The organism is Mesorhizobium sp. BAC0120 (assembly GCF_033542235.1).
Lineage (GTDB): Bacteria > Pseudomonadota > Alphaproteobacteria > Rhizobiales > Rhizobiaceae > JAWRCU01.
Genome location: NZ_JAWRCU010000019.1, coordinates 68027 through 82746, shown reverse-complemented (window position 1 = coordinate 82746; position 14720 = coordinate 68027). Strand labels below are relative to the sequence as shown.

General features: G+C 62.3%; 15 protein-coding genes and 2 tRNA genes. 5 read left to right on the top strand and 12 right to left on the bottom strand.

Annotated features, from left to right (window positions below; genetic code table 11):
* Positions 1-4 precede the first annotated feature (4 nt).
* Genes SAZ10_RS28745 through SAZ10_RS28735 form a run of 3 tightly spaced genes read left to right on the top strand, consistent with a single transcriptional unit; the run spans position 5 to position 2684 of the window.
* Entirely contained in the window at positions 5-826 is an 822-nt protein-coding gene (locus SAZ10_RS28745) for an ABC transporter permease (protein ID WP_318612882.1), read from the top strand.
* Complete coding sequence (locus tag SAZ10_RS28740; RefSeq protein ID WP_318612881.1) at positions 823-1722, top strand: ABC transporter ATP-binding protein; 900 nt, start codon at positions 823-825, stop codon at positions 1720-1722. Before SAZ10_RS28745 ends, SAZ10_RS28740 begins: the two co-directional genes overlap by 4 nt.
* The gene (locus SAZ10_RS28735; RefSeq protein ID WP_318612920.1) at positions 1722-2684 is read left to right on the top strand and encodes an ATP-binding cassette domain-containing protein; all 963 of its coding nucleotides are present in this window, start codon (positions 1722-1724) and stop codon (positions 2682-2684) included. The genes SAZ10_RS28740 and SAZ10_RS28735 overlap by 1 nt, the downstream gene beginning before the upstream one ends.
* A gap of 128 nt (positions 2685-2812) precedes the next feature.
* Here SAZ10_RS28735 and SAZ10_RS28730 read toward each other — a convergent pair whose 3' ends face one another.
* Positions 2813-4549, bottom strand: coding sequence for an adenylate/guanylate cyclase domain-containing protein (locus SAZ10_RS28730; protein ID WP_318612880.1), 1737 nt, complete (start codon positions 4547-4549; stop codon positions 2813-2815).
* Between the two features lie 812 nt (positions 4550-5361).
* On the opposite strand from SAZ10_RS28730, the gene SAZ10_RS28725 reads away from it, so the two are divergent.
* Positions 5362-6450 carry a DUF2252 family protein gene (locus SAZ10_RS28725; RefSeq protein WP_318612879.1) on the top strand — a complete coding sequence of 363 codons (1089 nt, stop codon included), beginning with the start codon at positions 5362-5364 and terminating at the stop codon, positions 6448-6450.
* 57 nt (positions 6451-6507) lie between these two features.
* Here the strand turns inward: SAZ10_RS28725 and SAZ10_RS28720 are convergent.
* From SAZ10_RS28720 to SAZ10_RS28680, 9 genes are all read right to left on the bottom strand, one after another.
* Positions 6508-6583, bottom strand: a tRNA-Phe gene (locus SAZ10_RS28720).
* A 282-nt stretch (positions 6584-6865) separates the two neighbouring features.
* Entirely contained in the window at positions 6866-7087 is a 222-nt protein-coding gene (yacG, locus tag SAZ10_RS28715) for a DNA gyrase inhibitor YacG (protein WP_318612878.1), read from the bottom strand.
* A gap of 186 nt (positions 7088-7273) precedes the next feature.
* Positions 7274-7903 (bottom strand): Maf-like protein, encoded by a 630-nt coding sequence (locus SAZ10_RS28710; protein ID WP_318612877.1) that lies wholly within the window; start codon positions 7901-7903, stop codon positions 7274-7276.
* A 38-nt stretch (positions 7904-7941) separates the two neighbouring features.
* A complete protein-coding gene (infA, locus tag SAZ10_RS28705) occupies positions 7942-8160 on the bottom strand; it encodes a translation initiation factor IF-1 (RefSeq protein ID WP_006200926.1) in 219 nt (72 codons plus the stop codon).
* A 238-nt stretch (positions 8161-8398) separates the two neighbouring features.
* The gene (locus SAZ10_RS28700; protein ID WP_318612870.1) at positions 8399-8884 is read right to left on the bottom strand and encodes a UPF0262 family protein; all 486 of its coding nucleotides are present in this window, start codon (positions 8882-8884) and stop codon (positions 8399-8401) included.
* 119 nt (positions 8885-9003) lie between these two features.
* Entirely contained in the window at positions 9004-10296 is a 1293-nt protein-coding gene (hisD, locus tag SAZ10_RS28695; protein WP_318612869.1) for a histidinol dehydrogenase, read from the bottom strand.
* Between the two features lie 9 nt (positions 10297-10305).
* The gene (locus SAZ10_RS28690) at positions 10306-10743 is read right to left on the bottom strand and encodes a DUF2948 family protein (protein ID WP_318612868.1); all 438 of its coding nucleotides are present in this window, start codon (positions 10741-10743) and stop codon (positions 10306-10308) included.
* Positions 10744-11122: 379 nt separating this feature from the next.
* On the bottom strand, positions 11123-12412 hold the full coding sequence (gene murA, locus SAZ10_RS28685) for a UDP-N-acetylglucosamine 1-carboxyvinyltransferase (protein ID WP_318612867.1): 1290 nt from the start codon (positions 12410-12412) through the stop codon (positions 11123-11125).
* Positions 12413-12563: 151 nt separating this feature from the next.
* The gene (locus SAZ10_RS28680; protein ID WP_318612866.1) at positions 12564-12731 is read right to left on the bottom strand and encodes a hypothetical protein; all 168 of its coding nucleotides are present in this window, start codon (positions 12729-12731) and stop codon (positions 12564-12566) included.
* Positions 12732-13044: 313 nt separating this feature from the next.
* On the opposite strand from SAZ10_RS28680, the gene SAZ10_RS28675 reads away from it, so the two are divergent.
* A tRNA-Thr gene (locus SAZ10_RS28675) sits at positions 13045-13119 on the top strand.
* 33 nt (positions 13120-13152) lie between these two features.
* Here the strand turns inward: SAZ10_RS28675 and SAZ10_RS28670 are convergent.
* Both SAZ10_RS28670 and SAZ10_RS28665 read right to left on the bottom strand, forming a co-directional pair.
* Positions 13153-13407: a hypothetical protein gene (locus SAZ10_RS28670; RefSeq protein ID WP_318612865.1), complete on the bottom strand. Its 255-nt coding sequence runs from the start codon at positions 13405-13407 to the stop codon at positions 13153-13155.
* 122 nt (positions 13408-13529) lie between these two features.
* Entirely contained in the window at positions 13530-14654 is a 1125-nt protein-coding gene (locus SAZ10_RS28665; RefSeq protein ID WP_318612864.1) for a hypothetical protein, read from the bottom strand.
* Positions 14655-14720 lie beyond the last annotated feature (66 nt).

Here is a 14720-nt window from a genome sequence, read left to right as displayed (position 1 = left end):
GGCGGTGAGGTTCGGTTTCAGCTTCATGCTCGGCGCGACGCTCACGGGCCTCGTGATCCTGGGCGGCCTGCTGGCGCCGTGGCTCGCGCATTTCGACCCGGTGCTGGACGCAGATCTGATGAATGCGGAACTGCCGCCGGATTGGACCTATTGGTTCGGCACCGACGCGCAGGGACGCGACGTCTATTCGCGCATCCTCTATGGTGCTCAGATTTCGCTGACCGTCGGCATCGTTTCGCAGCTCATCAACACCGCTATCGGAGTCACGCTCGGCATGTCGGGCGCCTATTGGGGCGGCTGGTGGGACGATCTGGTCAACGGCCTGACCAACGTCATGCTTGCCATTCCCTCGCTGATCTTCGCCCTCGCGGTGATGGCCGTACTAGGCCCCGGGCTGATATCGCTGCTGATTGCGCTCGGCCTGACCAACTGGAGCTGGACCTGCCGCATCGCGCGCAGTTCGACGCTCTCGCTCAAGTCGCTCGGCTACGTGCAGGCGGCACAGACGCTGGGTTACGGCGATACGCGCATCATGTTCACGCAGATCCTGCCCAACATCATGGGACCGGTCCTGGTGATGGCGACGCTCGGCATGGGTTCGGCGGTCTTGTCCGAGGCAGCGCTTTCCTTTCTCGGCCTTGGAATCCAACCGCCCTTCCCGAGCTGGGGGTCGATGCTGACCGATGCGCGTCAGCTCATACAGCTTGCACCCTGGACGGCCATTTTTCCGGGACTGGCCATCTTCCTTGCGGTGCTCGGCTTCAATCTTCTCGGCGACGGGTTGCGTGACATCCTCGATCCGCACATGAGAGCACGCAAGTCATGACCCCGCTGCTCGAGGTCCGCAACCTGCAGCTCGGGTTGACGCGGTCCGGGCTCGGTCACGCCCTCATCAAGGATGTGTCGTTCGACATCATGCCGGGCGAGACCTACGGCCTGGTCGGGGAATCCGGTTCGGGAAAATCGATCACTTCGCTGGCGATCATCGGCTTGCTGAAGAAGCCGCTCGGTATTCTGGGCGGGCAGATCAATTTTCGCGGACAGGATCTCCTGGCGCTCAGCCGCCGCGAGATGCGGTCCATGCGCGGACGTCGTATCGCCATGGTGTTCCAGGAACCGATGACTGCGCTCAATCCGCTGGCGACGGTCGGGCGGCAGATCGCGGAAATGTACGTGCTCCATCAGGGCAAGGGCTGGCAAGAAGCCGAAAGAGCTGCCGTGGACGCGCTGGCGAGCGTGCGTGTCCCCAACCCCGAGCGGCGCGCCAGGGACTATCCGCACCAGATGTCCGGCGGTTTGCGTCAGCGTGTTATGATTGCCATGGCGCTGGCCTGCAAACCCGACCTGCTGATTGCCGACGAGCCGACGACCGCTCTCGACGTGACCGTCCAGGCCGAAGTTCTCAAGCTGATCAAAGAGCTTTGCGCCTCACTCGGCACGGCGGTGCTGTTCATCAGCCACGACCTCGGCGTAATCGCCGAGATGTGCCAGCGCGTCGGCGTCATGTATGACGGCTGCCTGGTGGAGGAAAACGAAACAGCCGCGCTGTTTGCGAATCCGCTCCATGACTACACAAAGGGCCTGCTGGGCGCGTTGCCGCGCATGGGCTCGCGCCTCGAACATGGTCGCCGGCGGCTAGTCGACATCGACAGCGTCATCAAGGACCGCTCGGTTCTGACCGCAACGCGCTTCATCGTTCCGCGACCGAGCGGTGCCGCATGATGACTGCCGGACCGCTGCTCGCAATAGAGAACCTGCATGTGCGCTTCCCCCTGGGCACCGCACTGTTTGGCGGCCGGCGCAGGATGCTCCATGCGGTGAATGGCCTCAGCCTCGAACTCGCCAAGGGCGAATGCCTTTCCATCGTCGGCGAATCCGGCTGCGGCAAATCGACGACCGCCCTCGCGGTGATGGGACTGCAGGAGCCGACGGAGGGTACGATCCGCGTTCACGGAAAGCCGTTCTCCGGCCCGGCCGCGCCGTCGCGCAAGGAGCGCGCCAAGATCACGCAGATGGTGTTCCAGGATCCTTACGCGTCGTTGAACCCTCGCCAGACGGTGTGGACCTCCCTCGCCGCCCCGCTCAGGCTCCACGGCACGACATCCTGGTCGGAGACTGCCGATCGCGTCGAGGCAGTGCTGCGCGACGTCGGCCTGACGCCTGAACAGGCCAAGCGCTATCCTCACGAATTTTCCGGCGGACAGAGACAGCGGATCGGCATCGCGCGTGCGCTCATCCTCAACCCGGAGCTGATCGTGCTGGACGAGCCGGTTTCGGCGCTCGACGTGTCGATCCGGGCGCAGATCATCAACCTGCTTCTCGATCTGCAGGAGCGTTTCGCGCTCTCCTACATCATGATCAGCCACGATCTTTCCGTAGTCGAGCACATGAGCGACCGCGTCGCCGTGATGTATTTCGGGCAGGTGGTGGAGAGCGGGCCGTGGTCGGCGATCTTTTCGAACCCGATCCATCCCTATACGCGGCGGCTGATCGCAACCATTCCAAATCCGGACGCCATCCTGGGCAAGGCACGCAAGGTGACGGACGGGCCGCAGCCGGCACCGCCACAGGGCTGGGTCTTCGCCAGCGACGGCTCCTCGACGCCCGACGTCATGCGGCCGCCGGAACCCTCCAAACTCGTTGAGGTCGGGAATGGTCACTCCGTACGGCTGGCGCGCAGGTGAGGGCGTTTGGCCGGGATACCAGGGCCTCATCGGAGGTGCGAAAGCTCAAGACTGAGGAATCCGCTTGGGGGAAAGACGGTGAACCGATTCGGCTGACGGCTAAGCTCAACCGTCACTAGCGCTTTTGCTCAATCGGGTAACCGCGCTTGCATCAGCCCGTCGGTAAATCGAGCCCAATCCTGTTCTCTGAGAAATGGCCATCGTCTCAGATCCCGTATGCGAAAATCCGGGCAGGCCTGCATAAGGCGTTCGGCCTCCCCGCCTGCCTCCGCGGCCCTCCCGGCATGGGCATAAGAGGTAATCAGCAACAACATACATCTTGGAATGTCGCCGTGGATCTCATCGGAACGACGAGCCCATTCGGCAGCCGACAGATAGTCTCCTCGAAGGAAATTGCCGATCGCCATATTGTCCATGAACCAATTGTTTGCCGGGAACCGAGGACTGGCTTCCAAAGCGCGCTTGCATTCACGCAGGCCGCCCTCTGCATCCCCCGCATACATGGTCGTCATTCCGAGAAGGTCGATCGCTAGTGCGTAGTTGGGATTCAGTTCCAGGCTCCGCCTTGCCTGGCGAGCCGCCGCATCGAGATCCCGTTTGAGATACAGAACGTTCAAACCGTATACGAGATGTGCAAAATCACTGCGTCCATTGAGCTCGGTCGCCTTCCGTGCCAGCTGTAGCGCAACCTTGGCGTCAGCCGGCGATACATCCCGATACCCGCACACCACCTCGACCATTGCTCCCCAGGCCCGGATTGCAAGCGCCATGAAGTTATTCGGGTCTCTTTTGACTACAAGATCAATAAGCGTGACGGATCGCTCATAGTCAGACCGTCTGGAGTTCAGCAATATATGACTCGCCTGGCCCATTAGTTCTTCGTTGGTCTGTTCTTCAAGGGAGCGCAGGCGTGTGCGCTCTGTCTCTTGTTCATAGACCTCGTAGCGCAGGGCCGAGCAGATATGAAAAGCCAGATCATCCAAGGTATCGAACGTAGTTGCTATGTCTCCATCAAAATGCTCCGACCAAAACTGTTTCTTCGACCAGTGATTGAGAAGCTTCATGGTGACTCGAAAACGAGAACCATAGGTCTGAACGCTGCCGCTCGCGTGATAGTTGGCGTCATTGGCTTCAGTGACCAGCGATATGCCCGTAAGGTTGGCGAGCGATGACGCGACTGCCTCGTTCAGACCGGCCGCCAAATGGATAGCCTGCGAGTCCCCGTCCAATACCCCAAGCCGTGAAAGCGCTAGTGAAGGTTTCGCTCCGGAACCCGCCGGTCCCCCAACACGAATGCCTGTTCCGGCGGCATCTGTCGCCACCAATGGTGCCGCTCCCTCCGGCCGCCAATGGAAAACTGTGATTGTCTGCGCGATGTTTTTTAGTCGCTGCTCCCCGCCGTTCTCGAACGAAATATCGACCTTTCCGCTGATTTCAGTCCTTACTTTGTTCGAGATGCATATGCCATTGGGGCGAGCCAATTGCTCAAGGCGCGCTGCCAAATTGATGGCGTCACCGTGACGATCCCCGTCTTCGACGATCACGTCACCAAGATTGATTCCAATGCGCACATCGATACGTCGCTCATCTGGAACACCGAGGTTGCGCTGTAACATGGTTCGCTGCAGCTCTACTGCGCAACTTACCGCATCAACGACGCTCGCGAACTCAGCAAGGAGTCCATCGCCCATTAGTTTGAAGATGCGCCCGCGATGCCTGGCGATCGCCGGCTCAAAGAGCTCCTTCCGATGCGCCCGAATTCTTTCGAATGTGCCCAGTTCGTCAGCCCCCATGAGACGACTGTAGCCCACCACATCGGCCGCAAGAACGGCCGCCAAACGCCGCTCGATGCGCTCGCTTGTCATCGAAGTGTCCCCCGAAAGCAACCGCGCATGTCCGCATTCAAGCATAGCTTGCCGATTTCCACCAGTTCGTTGGGGCATCAGGTGTTACACGGGCGGCGGTATAGTTAGCATGCGAAATTTGGGGAGCCCGGCAGTTCCTCAGGCTTCTCATTCTTAGCCAGTCCGCCCTGCCCCATGCTGGCCAGACCGAGTATTGGTTCCCGCTTGCCGCACCCTTCGACAGGAAGGAGTCATCAGGTCGCAAAGACTGCATCTGGCAAGTGCTGGAGACGCGGGTCGCTACCGGCTCGGCACGGACGGGCCAGATGGAAAGTCAGGCACCGTACTTCGTGCCGACGATACTTGAGATCGGTGAGACTGGCCTCTCCTATTATGATGGAGATTCATGCAAGTCGCATCAAGTACGCTACACTAAGAAACATCTAATCTAACCTCACAAATAACGGTATGTTTACAGCACGCGACTAGCCAGGTATAATGGCGATGCAGAAATAAGCTGCCGCTTCCACCGCTTTTAATAAACAAGTTCATCGTGGCCCGTTACGCTGAGTGCGTCGCTGGGGGATTGCCGTCATGCGCGGCACGAAAGGGGACACGGATTTTGGCTGGCCGTTGCACGCATGAGTGAATGACCAGGGGCTCGGATTGGCGTCTGGGAAGTGCGATCGTCGGGGTCGAGTGCGTGGGAGAGAAGGTGTGCTGCAAGACCTCCCTGAAAATCCCGCGCGCCCGTCGACGAAGAGGTGATGAGGGTAGCCACTCGGTAGGTGTGCTGCCCGCGAGTCATTCGTAGCCGGGCAAGCGAGGCGCCAATGTCGGTCGTCGACGATACCCAGAAGTATGAAGACTGGCTTCATAGCCAATGCGACGTGGTGGAGAAGGGACTTGTGAAGAAGCACCTTCGCATGGCGGACAGCGCATTTATGTTCTTCCGCGCGACATTGTATCGCTTTGCGCGCAAGATACCTCGCATGGTTTCCCATCTGGCGGACGCGCCTCGGGTCCCGAGTGTTGGAGATGCACATATCGCCAATTGGGGAACGTGGCGCGATGCCGAAGGCAGGCTCGTTTGGGGGGTGAATGACTTCGACGATGCGACAAGCCTTCCCTACACCTACGATCTGCTTCGCCTGGCGACCAGCGGCCTCTTGTCGGAAATCCAGGCTCTTTCGCCGAGCCAGCAGGCCGCCGCCATTCTCCGGGGGTACAAGGATGGTCTGGGCAGCCCGGGGCCCGTTTTCATCGATGTGGGCATCGATTGGATGAAGGAACTGGTGCGCCGCCCCTCTGCCAGGCCGAAGGAATTCAAGGCCAAGTTGTCGGACGCGAAGGAAGCCACTCCCCCATCGGAGGTGGTGGAGTCGCTGCTCGACCAAATGCCCTCGGGCACGACGCACGTCGTCTATCGGAAATGGCAGCGGGGGGGAGGCGGGCTCGGACGCCCTCGGTATCTGGCGATCGGTCAATGGCACGGCGGCTTTGTAGCTCGGGAAGCAAAGGCTATGGTTCCTTCTGCGTGGTGCTGGGCCGGCAACGCGTCGAACGCGACCTACACGTCTCTCGATCTCGCGACTGCGCGTTACCGATCACCCGATCCGTTCATGATCTCGCGATCAGGGTACATGATCCGTCGCCTCGCCGCAGACAGTCAGAAGCTCGACGCCGACGACGCGTTGGTCCGCTCGGACACGGCGGATTGGTTCGCGGGGATGGGCTACGATCTCGCCTCGATCCACTCAGCCGGACGCGTTTCACCCGACCAGGTCGCCACAGACTTGCGGCGGCGCGGCGACAAATGGCTGAGCACCGGTGCAGAACTTGCCGTTGAACAGGTGAAGCGCGACTTTCACGTCTGGCAGAAACATATGGCCAGCCAGAACAAGCTGGGTGAACGGCGCTGATCGAGATCGGCTCCAAAGGCGCGCGAGTTTTCGATCCGGTTATCAATTGGAGAATTTTGGTGCCCAGGGGCGGAATCGAACCACCGACACGCGGATTTTCAGTCCGCTGCTCTACCAACTGAGCTACCTGGGCTTGTCGAAGTCTCCGGCGAGGCGGAAACCCGGAATTTCGAAGAGGTGGACCCCGCCGAAAGCGCGTGGGTTATAGCATGGCTTTGCCGGCTGTCCAGCGCCGATTTGGTAGGAAAAGTTTGGAGCGTGCTTGCCTTCTGTTTCGGAGCTGGCAGTAGCGTTTTTTGCTGTTCCTGAGCCGCGGGCGCGGGCGCTGCCCCTCACCCTTACCCTCTCCCCGTCCTTTACTGGGAGAGGGTAAGCGTGAGGGGCAGCGCTGAGGTCAAACGATTTGCGAAAACCACTAGCCGTCTCCGTCAGCTCTGCTCTGGGGCGGGGCCTGCTCGCCTTCCTCCTCCTCTGTGGCCGGAATGACATAGGCGCCCGAAAGCCAGCGGTTGAGGTCGACCGCCTTGCAGCGGGCCGAGCAGAACGGATAGTTCTCGCGCGACGAGGGCTTGCCGCATTCCGGGCAAGGCCTGGGCGGGCGCAGCGGGGTCACCTTTTCGGCCGGACGAAAGCTCATTTTCCAATCCTTACCTGGTATCCGGTTCCGAGATTCGCAGGTGTTGGATATAGGACTCCGGGGCGAAGCTCAAAACCACGAGACCAGAGCAGGATGAATGGCAGCGAGTCATTCAGCCTGCTCTAACTCTTTGTTTTGCGTCAGATCTTACCCGAAAAGTCTGTGCTTCGCGGGATCATGTCCCGTTCATGTAAGCGTAGCGGAGGACCAGTTGAAGTGCACGCGGTAGCCGTCCGCCGCCAGAAGCCCGACCAGTTCGTAGAGCGGCAGCCCGACGACATTGGTGTATGAGCCGGTGAGCTTGACCACGAAGGTCCCTGCCAGTCCCTGGATCGCGTAGCCGCCCGCCTTGCCGCGCCATTCACCCGAAGCGAGATAGGCATCGAGATCTTCGCGGGAGAGGCGCTTGAAGCGCACGCGTGTCTCGACCAACTTCTGCCTGAGCTTGCCGGACGGCGTCACGACGGAAATACCGGTATAGACGCGATGCGAACGGCCCGAGAGGAGGCGCAGGCAGTTCCAGGCCTCGTCGCTCACCTCGGCCTTGGGCAGGATGCGGCGGCCGACGGCCACCACCGTATCGGCGGCGACGATGAAGGTTGCCTCGGTCGCCTTCTCCAGCCGCAGCGTCTCCACCGCCCGCTCGGCCTTGCTGCGCGACAGCCGCTTGGCGAGCGAGCGGGGATGCTCGGCCTTCAGCGGGGTTTCGTCGATGTCGGTCGGGATCAGCCGGTCCGGCTCGATGCCGGCCTGCTGCAGCAGCTCAATGCGGCGCGGCGATGCCGAGGCGAGCACAAGCTTGTGAAAGACGCTCATGAAGGACCTGCCGACGGGCCACGCTCAGCCACTGGCGGCTATTTGAAGCGATAGGTGATTCGGCCCTTGGTCAGGTCATAGGGCGTCATCTCGACCAGAACCTTGTCGCCGGTGAGCACGCGGATGCGGTTCTTGCGCATGCGGCCGGCCGTATGGGCGATGATCTCGTGCTCGTTCTCGAGCTTTACCCGGAACATGGCGTTGGGCAGCAATTCAGTGACGACACCCGGAAATTCGAGGACTTCTTCCTTCGGCATTCGATACCTTTGTTTGAATGGCGCTTCGGGGCCGGAAGAGCCCCGAATTGGGCGCGGAACCTATATGATTATTAGAGGCTTGTGAACTCGATTTCCCTGCAGCAGCAATATGATCCGAAAGCGGTTGGCCTCATGCGGCTGGCCGCCCGGTACGGTTTACTTTTTACCGCGGAAAGGCATCGCCTTTACACCAAGGTGTCTGCCTCGGCAAAAAGTAAACTGCCGCCCGTAGCCCCACCTATCCGCGCCAGTGCAGCACGCAGACAAGCGTGAAGAGACGCCGCGCGGTGTCGAAGTCGATCTCGATCTTGCCGGCGAGCCTGTCTCTCAGCGTCTGCGAGCCCTCGTTGTGGACGCCGCGCCGGCCCATGTCGATCGCCTCGATCTGGCTCGGCGTCGAAGTGCGGATCGCCTGGTAGTAGCTCTCGCAGACCATGAAGTAGTCCTTCACGACGCGCCTGAACGGCGTGAGCGAAAGGATATGCGTCGCGACCTGCTCGCCATCCTCTCGCGCGATGTCGAATACAAGCCGGTGCTCGGCGAGCGACAGCTTCAGCTTGTAAGGGCCGCCGCCGGTATCTCCCACAGGCTGGAAACGGTTCTCCTCCAGGAGATCGAAGATCGCGACAGCGCGCTCATGCTCGACATCGGGGGTCGAGCGGCCGATCGACTCGTCGAGTTCGATGTCGACCAGCTTCGACAGCTCTCGCCCTTTTTCCAGCATGCCATGCCCTAAGCAGACATTGTTTCAGGAACCTGGATAGAGCGGCCTGCGTTCGCGTTGGATCGCCGCGCCGCTCTATTTCTTTGTTGCCGCATTGGATTTAACCGAAAACCGATGCGCTAAAGGTTTAGCCTGATCGCGACGGAGCGGCCATGCGCGTCGAGACCTTCTGCCTTGGCTAGCGCGATCGCGGCAGGCCCCAGCTCGCGCAGCTGGTCCGGCCCGAGCTTCAGGATCGAGGTGCGCTTCATGAAGTCGAGCACCGAAAGGCCGGACGAGAAGCGCGCCGAACGAGCGGTCGGCAGCACGTGGTTGGAGCCGCCGACATAGTCGCCGATCACTTCCGGCGTATGCGAGCCGATGAAGATGGCACCGGCATTGCGAATGCGGCCCAGAAAGTCCTCCGCGCCGGCAAGCGCGAGCTCGAGATGCTCTGCGGCGACCCGGTCGACGAGCGGAACCGCCTCGTCGAAATTCCTGACGATGATGGTCGCGCCGAAATCGCGCCAGCTCGCGGCAGCTGTCTCGGCGCGCGCAAGGAGCTTGATCTGCCGCTGCAGCGCCTTCTCGACAGCGTCGGCAAAGCCGGCATCATTGGTGATCAGTATGGACTGAGCCGCCGTATCGTGCTCGGCCTGGGCAAGCAGGTCGGCGGCGATCCAGTCGGGATCGTTGTCGGCATCGGCGACGATCAGCACCTCGGACGGTCCGGCGATCATGTCGATGCCAACCCTACCGAACACCTGGCGCTTGGCGGCCGCCACATAGGCATTGCCCGGCCCGACGATCTTGGCGACGGGGCGGATGGTCTCGGTGCCATAGGCCAGCGCCGCAATGGCCTGCGCGCCGCCGACGCGGTAGATTTCCGAAACGCCGGCGAGGTCGGCCGCGACGAGCACCAGCGGGTTGATCTCCCCCTTGGGGGCCGGGACCGTAATGACGATGCGCTCGACGCCCGCCACCTTGGCCGGCACGGCATTCATCAGCACCGAGCTTGGATAGCTCGCCGTCCCGCCCGGGACATAGAGCCCGACCGCCTCGATCGCTGTCCAGCGCGAGCCGAGCTCGACCCCGACTTGATCGACATAGCGGTCGTCGGCAGGTCGCTGGCGCTGATGATGTGAGGCGATGCGGTCCCGCGCGAAGGTCAGCGCCTCGACCGTCTTCGGATCGGCCTGACTGTAGGCGGCCTCGACGTCCTCCCTCGAAACGGCAAGACCGATCGCCGCGAGATCGGCCTGGTCGAACTTCAGCGAATATTCGGCGAGCGCGGCGTCGCCTTCGGCTCGCACCTTGGCGACGATCGCGCGCACGGCATCGTCGACCTCGACGGAGACCTCGCGCTTTGTGGCCAGAAACGCGGCAAACCTTGCCTCGAAATCCGGATCGGTGGTGTGCAACCTGATCGCCATGGGTCTGCCTCAAATGCGATGGGTCGGGCGCGACGAGGCGCGCCACGCCCCGCCAGTGTCGACAAGGCTCGCCTCGATGCATTCGACCTCGAGACGGATCGCGCCCTCGCCGGAAAAGACCAGCTCGATTGTGCCCGCAGGGGGCTCCGCGGGCGTGAAGCGGATGGCAAGCAGCGAAAGCACGACGTCCTTCTTCTTCGGATCGATGCCGTGCGCCTTCGCCGAGAGCACGCGGGCGAAGCTCAGCACGCTCTGGTGGCGCTCGTCGTTGTTCCTGAGCAGCCTGCCGGATGCCGCCTCCCAGGCGAAGCGGTTCATGGTGAGGACGAAGCGCTTCGTCGGCAAGGAGTAGTCGAGACCCTCGACCTTCATCACCGCGTCCTGGACATGGGCGGAGATGACTGCGAGGTCATCTTGGTCAAGCGCCTGGAGCTTGAGCATGGTCATTTTGGGTGCGACGCCTGTCGGTTGCGTTCCGGCTTCTGTTATGCGGTCGCGGCGGAAGGTGCAACTGGAAGGCGGGGGTGGTTTGCGAATCAGCCCAGCCGATACGCTTGGTGCTCAACTTCATACGTCAGTGCTGCCCCTCACCTGGCTGCCGCCATCCTCTCCCCGTAAACGGGGAGAGGCACGACTGCCGCTTTGATTTCGCCAACGCCCAACGTTGCAGAACAGGCGCCTTCCTCACGGCCGGCGTTCTTCTCCCCGTTCCGAGCTTGTCGAGGAAACGGGTGAAGTGCTGTCCTTCGACAAGCTCAGGAGGGCGATGAGGTGCGGCGCTGTGGAAGCAGAAAAGGGCAAGGCCAATTCCTGCCGCCGGCAGCAATTACCCCGAAATCCGCTCGATCACCGCGCCGCAGCCGGAGAGCTTCTCCTCGAGCCGCTCGAAACCGCGGTCGAGGTGGTAGACGCGGTTGACCGTCGTCTCGCCTTCCGCAGCAAGGCCGGCGATGACGAGCGACACAGAGGCGCGCAGATCGGTCGCCATGACAGGCGCGCCCTTGAGCTTCTTGACGCCGTCCACGATCGCCGTCTGGCCGGAGAGGCTGATATGGGCACCCAGCCGGGCCAGTTCCTGTACATGCATGAAGCGGTTCTCGAAGATCGTCTCGGTGATCTTCGAACGGCCCTTGGCCATGGTCATCAGGCCCATGAACTGCGCCTGCAGATCGGTCGGAAAGCCGGGAAAAGGCTCGGTCACGACATCGACAGGGGCGATGCCCGCGCCGTTGCGGGTGATACGGATGCCGGAATTGAGCGGCTGAACCTCGGCGCCCGTCTGGCGGATGACATCGAGCGCCGCCTCTAGGAACTCCGCGCGCGCGCCTTCGAGGACCACGTCGCCTCCAGCCATCGCGACGGCCATGGCATAGGTGCCGGTCTCGATGCGATCCGGGATCACCGAATGCACCGCGCCGTGCAGCCGGTCGACACCGTCGATCGTGATCGTCCTGGTGCCGGCGCCCTCGATCCTTGCGCCCATGGCATTGAGGCAGGTGGCAAGGTCCGCGATCTCCGGCTCGCGCGCGGCGTTCTCAAGCACCGTCTCGCCGCGGGCGAGCGAGGCCGCCATCATCAGCACATGGGTGGCGCCAACGGAAACTTTTGGAAAGACGTAGCGATTTCCGATCAGCCTGTCCTTCGTCCTGGCCAGCACGTAGCCGCTCTCGACATCGATGCCGGCGCCGAGCTGCTGCAGGCCGTCGATGAACAGATCGACCGGCCTGGTGCCGATCGCGCAGCCACCCGGCAGCGAGACGCGAGCCTCCCCCATGCGAGCGAGCAGCGGGCCGATCACCCAGAAGCTGGCGCGCATCTTGGAGACCAGCTCATAGGGCGCGGTCGTATTGACGATGTTCTTAGCGGTGAAATTGATGGTGCGTGCATAAGGGCCAAGCTGGTTTTCGCGGCGGCCGTTCACCGAATAGTCGACGCCGTGATTGCCGAGGATGCGGATCAGCTGCTCGACATCGGCAAGATGCGGCACGTTCTCCAGCGTCAGCGTCTCGTCGGTAAGCATCGAGGCGATCATCAACGGCAGTGCCGCGTTCTTCGCCCCCGAGATCGGTATCGATCCGGAAAGTTTATTGCCCCCAACTATTCTGATTCGATCCATATTTTTGCTTTTCTCCGGGCAAGCCGGTCTGGAAATGGCTTTGATTTTTGCGCGCCCGTCTAGACGATAGGCGAACGGCGTTCAAGAAATGCTAACCTTGTGGCAGGCTGCCCTTCGACAAGCATCCCTTCGACAGACTCGGGATGAGGAATCACTTGGGAGCTTTACGCACAGCCGGAATGCCTTCCGGCCGACTGTCGGCGGCACCATCGCGTCGCGCCCGCGCCTGGACCTTGCGCTTCTGGAGATTGGCGCGGAGCTGTTCGGCAAGCCGCGCCTTGCGGTCTGCCTTCTGACCGGTATCCGATTTGTCCCTCATGTCCCCTTCCGTGCCGGGCGAACCGCTCGGCGCCTGGATATGAGTATCACTTTGTGGCTAGGCAATGGCGATTCATATATTGGTCGCGCGTCCGGACGGAAAACCGGCGACCACTTTTCCTGGACGCGCTTTGAGTATTGGTCGCGCGTCCGGACGGAAAACCGGCGACCACTTTTCCTGGACGCGCTTTGAGTATTGGTCGCGCGTCCGGACGGAAAACCAGCGACCACTTTTCCTGGACGCGCTTTGAGGTGATTATTCCCAACTTGCAACGCCGGGACCGATGTGGCATTAGCGCCGCGTCTCTGGAGATGCTGCGGTAGCTCAGTGGTAGAGCACTCCCTTGGTAAGGGAGAGGTCGAGAGTTCAATCCTCTCTCGCAGCACCAGTCCAATCCGAATCCCTGAGCCCGTCGAGGCGGCTAACGCCTCGATCGCAGACCTGACGAGCGTTCGGCTGCCAATGCAGCGCCGCGCGGCTCGCAGCTCACTGCAAGGCCCTGCCGGAGCGCTTGCGGAGTGCGAGCGCCACCCTCGAACAAGTTGACCAGCTTGCGGGCAATCTCGACGCGCTCCGGGCACTCGCGGGCTATGCCGTGCGCCTGGCAGTAAGCGTTCAATACCGTCATCAGGAGCGCTGCGTGTCGCGGCTCCGTGATGTTGAGAAACCCTGACATCACACACGTCCGCGCTAGTTTAGCAATAGGTAAAACGAATCGGGCGTGCTGCGGTTCCCTGGAAACGGGATATGGCGGCCGAGCGTCGCGTTTGTGCCGCCTTCCTCAATGTGGAAAGGCCGTCAAGCCGGCACTGGGACGTCTGAAATCCTGGCAACCGCCCTCGCCTTCCTCAAAACCCACCAGAGCGTTCGAAACCCGAGCCGCAGTCCCCACACTGAAACGCGCACCCCGATGACGACAGCGGCGAAAATCCAGAAGATCGCGCCGGTGGTCCAGGAGAACACCGCGAGCGCAAGGCCTGCCAGCGTGAGCGACGCATCGCCCAGCATGAAGAGAACCCCGCGGGTGGCGCGGCCGAAAGTCCTGGAGAGCCGCGCCATGCGGCTGACGGCGGTCGCATCCTCGGCCTTCGCCAGCACCTCCAGGGTGCCGCGGTAGCCGGCATTCTGCCCAAGCGTCGCGACATCTGTGCCGAGCTGTCTCAGCTTTGCGGCCGGCGCTGGCCTCAGGATGCGGCGCGCGGCCGTGCGGATCGCAGCCAGATCGAATGCGCCCACGGATCGGCCGAGGCTCCGCAACGCGCCGGCGTCGACCGCATCACCGGCAAGTGCGGCCACCTCGCGCCGCAACGGCCGCGACAGCCGGCCCATGCGACTGACGATTTTGACCGCGCTCACGCCGGCCTTTTCGGGCACCGTCGCGCCGAGCGAGATGACGGTGGCGGCGGTCAGCGTCAGGCCGACAGCGGCAAGCGCCACGGTGGTGGTGTCGATCGCATCTCCGGCCATGTATTTGCCGGCTTCGTTGTAGAGGTCGCGCATGTCGCCGAAGCCGGTGAGGTCGGCCGCGAGCGCGCCCGCCAGTGCCGGTTCGCTCTCCGCCTTGCCGTGAAGGAAACCTTCCCAGGCCTCTCCAGGCATGCGCGCCCGCTCGGCAGCGACGGCGGCATCGACCTTATCGGTGAGCGCGGCGGGAAGCGTCACTGAACGCTGGCTGGCGAGCGCGCGCAGGCTGTCGGCGAGATCGGCATCGTTGCCGGCAAGCGCCTTCTCGACCGCGGCGCGGTAATCATCCGGCGCGAGCCGGTCGAGGCGATAGGATGCGACAGCGGAAGCGTCGCGAGGCCCGGCCGCGAGCGACGCCGCCTCCCAGCCGCGTGGCAGGACGGGCGCAGTGGCGGCAAGAAGCGCCCCCGCGAGAAGCAGGCAGATGGGTTTGGCTAACCTGCGGTTGCGAATGTTCATCGCCTCTACTCGCCGATAGAATCGGCGAGATTGAGACGGGGTTGGTGGTGGGTTGGTTCCCACCAG